Source organism: Streptomyces sp. NPDC002790 (assembly GCF_040295505.1).
Lineage (GTDB): Bacteria > Actinomycetota > Actinomycetes > Streptomycetales > Streptomycetaceae > Streptomyces.
Genome location: NZ_JBEOVM010000216.1, coordinates 1 through 4,402, shown reverse-complemented (window position 1 = coordinate 4,402; position 4,402 = coordinate 1). Strand labels below are relative to the sequence as shown.

The 4,402-nt window shown below is 71.2% G+C and carries 4 protein-coding genes; all 4 read left to right on the top strand.

Annotated elements, in window-relative coordinates; all coding sequences use genetic code 11:
* Positions 1 to 193: 193 nt before the first annotated feature.
* Positions 194 to 1,042 (top strand): GNAT family N-acetyltransferase, encoded by an 849-nt coding sequence (locus ABT004_RS36025; protein WP_351345978.1) that lies wholly within the window; start codon positions 194 to 196, stop codon positions 1,040 to 1,042.
* A gap of 65 nt (positions 1,043 to 1,107) precedes the next feature.
* On the top strand, positions 1,108 to 1,821 hold the full coding sequence (locus ABT004_RS36020; protein WP_351345975.1) for a DUF1684 domain-containing protein: 714 nt from the start codon (positions 1,108 to 1,110) through the stop codon (positions 1,819 to 1,821).
* A 64-nt stretch (positions 1,822 to 1,885) separates the two neighbouring features.
* The gene (locus tag ABT004_RS36015) at positions 1,886 to 2,449 is read left to right on the top strand and encodes a GNAT family N-acetyltransferase (protein WP_351345972.1); all 564 of its coding nucleotides are present in this window, start codon (positions 1,886 to 1,888) and stop codon (positions 2,447 to 2,449) included.
* Positions 2,450 to 2,560: 111 nt separating this feature from the next.
* A complete protein-coding gene (locus ABT004_RS36010; RefSeq protein ID WP_351345969.1) occupies positions 2,561 to 4,261 on the top strand; it encodes a proline--tRNA ligase in 1,701 nt (566 codons plus the stop codon).
* Positions 4,262 to 4,402: the final 141 nt, after the last annotated feature.

Below are 4,402 nucleotides of genomic sequence, written 5' to 3'. Positions count from 1 at the left end.
CCCTATAAGGGGCGCGGGGAACTGCGCGGACCGGGACCAACGGCGCGACCGGCAGTCGCCGACGTGGACCGGACACGTGAACGACCCCCGCGGGGCGCCCCAGGCGGATGGGCCAAACGTCGACCCGCCACACCCGCGGAGCGCCAGGTACAGTGCGGAGATCAGTAGCCCATCTGGTGAGGCCCCTCCGCACGTGTTGACTCAGACCACCACTCGGGTGCTCGAACCGAGTGACCTCGACGCAGCGCTCGCCGTCCTCGACCGCGAGCCCGTCGCGAACGCCTTCGTGACGGCCAGGGTCCGGGTCGCCGGCCTCGACCCGTGGCGGCTCGGCGGCGAGATGTGGGGCTGGTACGAGGACGGGATGCTGGAATCCCTGTGCTACGCGGGCGCCAACCTCGTCCCGATCTGCGCGACCGACCGCGCCATCCGCGGCTTCGCCGACCGCGCCCGCAGGGCAGGACGCCGCTGCTCCTCCATCGTCGGCCCGGCGGAGCCCACCGCCCTCCTGTGGCAGCTGCTCGAACCGGGCTGGGGGCCGGCCCGCGAGATCCGCCCCCAGCAGCCGCTGATGGTGACGGACCGGATGCCCACGGACGTCACCCCCGACCCGTACATCCGCCGCGTCCGCAAGGACGAGATGGACACGATCATGCCCGCGTGCGTGGCGATGTTCACCGAAGAGGTCGGCATCTCCCCGATGGCCGGTGACGGCGGCCTGCTGTACCAGGCGCGGGTGGCCGAACTGGTCGGCTCGGGCCGCTCGTTCGCCCGCCTCGACGAGCACGGCAAGGTCGCCTTCAAGGCGGAGATCGGCGCCGCGACCGAGCAGGTCTGCCAGATCCAGGGCGTATGGGTGGCCCCCGAGTACCGGGGCCTGGGCCTCGCCGCCCCCGGCATGGCCGCGGTCCTGCGCTACGCGCTCGCCGACGTCGCCCCCGTGGTCAGCCTCTACGTCAACGACTTCAACACCCCGGCCCGCGCCGCGTACCGACGCGTGGGATTCGAGGAGGTCGGGGCGTTCATGAGCGTGCTGTTCTAGGCAGTCCTGCGGAAATTTGTTCAAGCTTCTGTTCAAGCTCCACTGACTTGTAGGTGTGTCTCACGATGTCTGCTCCCGGTTCCGGCATAACCGCCTGGCAGGAATGGCGTGCCGACCGGCACCGCTCCCTCACCGCCCCCACCGGCAACCTCGCCCTCGTCGAGACCTGCTGGCTTCCGCCCGGTGAGACCCCCGACCTCGACGCGGCCCGCGCGGGGCAGCCCGGCACCGTCACCGTGACGGCCCTGGAGCGCACCGACATGGTCACCGGCGCCCCCGAGCACGGCCTGCGCCTCTGGGACGCGAACTCCCCGGCGATCCAGCACTTCGAGAGCGTCGACGCCTTCGCGTACGACCCGTCCTGGGTCCTCGACGCCACGTACACGCCCGTCGAGGGCGCCCGCACCGTCTCCTTCGAGCATCTGCGGGACAACGGCGGCACCCGCGAGAAGGTCGTCCCCGGCGACATCGCCCTGACCGTCGACGGCACCGACTACACGCTCTCTGCGTTCGACGACGACGGCACCCTCCTCCTCGTCTTCGGCGACCCCACGAACGGCGACAGCACCTACGGCGCCGGCCGCTTCCTCTTCGTGGAGCACACCGGCGAGGGCCGGGTGCGCCTCGACTTCAACCGGGCCTTCGTTCCCCCGTGCGGCTTCTCCGATCAGTACAACTGTCCGATGCCGCCGCGGCAGAACCGTCTCCACCTGCCCGTCGAGGCGGGCGAGAAGCTCCCGGCCTTCCGCGCCGGTGCGGAAGGCCCTTCAATCGCCTGACCGGCTTTGTTCACCCGTCCCGGTCGCCCGTACTGCCGACCGCTCCTCGGGGTACCCTCCCCGCATGCCGCACCGGAACCGCACGGACGACCGCGCCGTCACCATCGGCCCCCTGGACCTGCGCAGCCGTGTCGACGAGGCGCTCGCCGTGCAGGCATACGCGTTCGGGCTCAGCGACGACGAGATCGCCGTCCGCCGGCAGATCGTGCTGCGGCACATCACGTACCCGGGGGCCCGTGCCCTCGGCGCCACGACGGAATCCGGCAGACTCGTCGGGTTCGTGTACGGGATGCCGAACGACCGCACCCACTGGTGGTCCACCGTCGTCGAGCCGTATCTGCGGTCCGGCGGCGAGGACCACTGGCTCGACGACTCCTTCGTGATCACGGAGTTGCACGTGCACCCCGGCTACCAGAACCGGGGCATCGGCCGGGCGCTCATCACGGCGATCACCGACGGCGCCACCCAGCCCCGCTCGATCCTCTCCGCGATCGACTTCGACAGCCCGGCCCGCGGCCTCTACCACTCGCTCGGCTACGAGGATCTGGCCCGACAGGTGCTGTTCCCGAGCGCCCCGCGGCCGTACGCGGTGATGGGCGCGCCCCTGCCGCTCAGGCGCCGGCCCTGAGACCGATTTCCGGCCGCGCCCACGGCCCGGCTAACCTCCTGACATCACCCGCCCCCAAGCTCTCAACTACGTTCGAGCAGGGGGGACCCCCAGTCGCAGGAGTCAAGAATCATGGCCAAGGTCCAGGTCCAGCGCATGTCCCGCTTGATGGTGAAGACACTGCGCGACGACCCGGCGGACGCCGAAGTCCTCAGCCACAAGCTGCTGGTCCGCGCCGGTTTCGTGCGCCGCACCGCCGCCGGTGTCTGGTCCTGGCTGCCGCTCGGCCGGCGGGTCTACGCGAACGTCGAGCGCGTCATCCGCGAGGAGATGGACGCCATCGGCGGCCAGGAGGTCCTGCTGCCCGCCCTCCTGCCCAAGGAGCCCTACGAGGCGACCGGGCGTTGGGAGGAGTACGGCGCGGAGCTGTTCCGTCTCCAGGACCGCAGGGGCGGCGACTACCTGCTCGGCCCGACCCACGAGGAGATCTTCACCCAGCTGGTCAAGGACCAGTGCACGTCCTACAAGGACCTGCCGGTGATCCTCTACCAGATCCAGACCAAGTACCGCGACGAGGCCCGCCCCCGCGCCGGCATCCTGCGCGGTCGCGAGTTCCAGATGAAGGACTCGTACTCCTTCGACCTCTCCGACGAGGGCCTGGCCGAGTCGTACGGCCTGCACCGCGCCGCTTACCAGCGCATCTTCGAGCGCCTCGGCCTCGACTACCGGATCTGCGCGGCGACGGCCGGCGCGATGGGCGGCTCGAAGTCGGAGGAGTTCCTGGCCCCGGCCGCGGCCGGCGAGGACACCTTCGCGGACTGCCCCGCCTGCGACTACGCCGCTAACACCGAGGCCGTCGGCTTCGCCGTGAAGGCGGTCGACGCGGAGGGCGTGCCCGCGCTCGTCGAGGTCCCCACCCCCGACACACCGACCATCGAGACGCTCGCTGCGTACATGGAGGTCCCGGCCTCCGCGACCCTCAAGAACCTCCTCGTGAAGGTCGACGGCGAGATCGTCGCCGTGGGCGTCCCCGGTGACCGCGAGGTCGACATGGGCAAGGTCGAGGCCCACTTCGCGCCCGCCACAGTCGAGCTGGTCACGGCCGAGGACTTCGAGGGCCGCGATGACCTGGTCCGCGGTTACGTGGGGCCGCAGGGCCTGGAGAAGGTCACCTACATCGCCGACCCGCGGGTCGCCCCCGGCACCGCGTGGATCACCGGCGCCAACCAGGACGGCGTGCACGCGAGGAACGTCGTCGCGGGCCGCGACTTCGAGGTCTCCGAGTACGTCGACGTGGTCGTCGTCCAGGAGGGCGACCCCTGCCCCGTCTGCGGCACGGGCCTCAAGCTGGACCGCGCCATCGAGATCGGCCACATCTTCCAGCTCGGCCGCAAGTACGCGGACGCGTTCCAGCTCGACGTCCTCGGCCAGAACGGCAAGCCGGTCCGCGTCACCATGGGCTCGTACGGCATCGGCGTCTCGCGTGCGGTGGCGGCGCTCGCCGAGCAGCACGCCGACGACAAGGGCCTGATCTGGCCGGAGGAGATCGCCCCGGCGGATATCCACGTGGTGGCGGCCGGCAAGGCGCTCCAGACGGAGCTGGCCCTCGAGGTCTCCGACAAGCTGGCGGCGGCGGGCGTCCGCGTCCTCGTCGACGACCGCCCCGGCATCTCGCCCGGCGTGAAGTTCACCGACTCCGAACTGATCGGCGTCCCGAAGATCCTGGTCGCGGGCCGCCGCAGCGCCGACGGCGTCGTGGAACTCAAGGACCGCCGCACGGGCGAACGCGAAGAACTGACGGTCGCCGAGGCCGTCGCCCGCCTCACGGCGTAACCACTCCGCGCCGGCGAGCCGGTCCCCGGGTTGCGGTCGCCGGTTCCTCCGCCTCGGGGCTCCGCCCCGGACCCCGCTGCTCAATCGCCGCAGGGGCTTGATCGCCTCAATCGCCGGCGGGGCCCGGGCAAATCAAGCCCC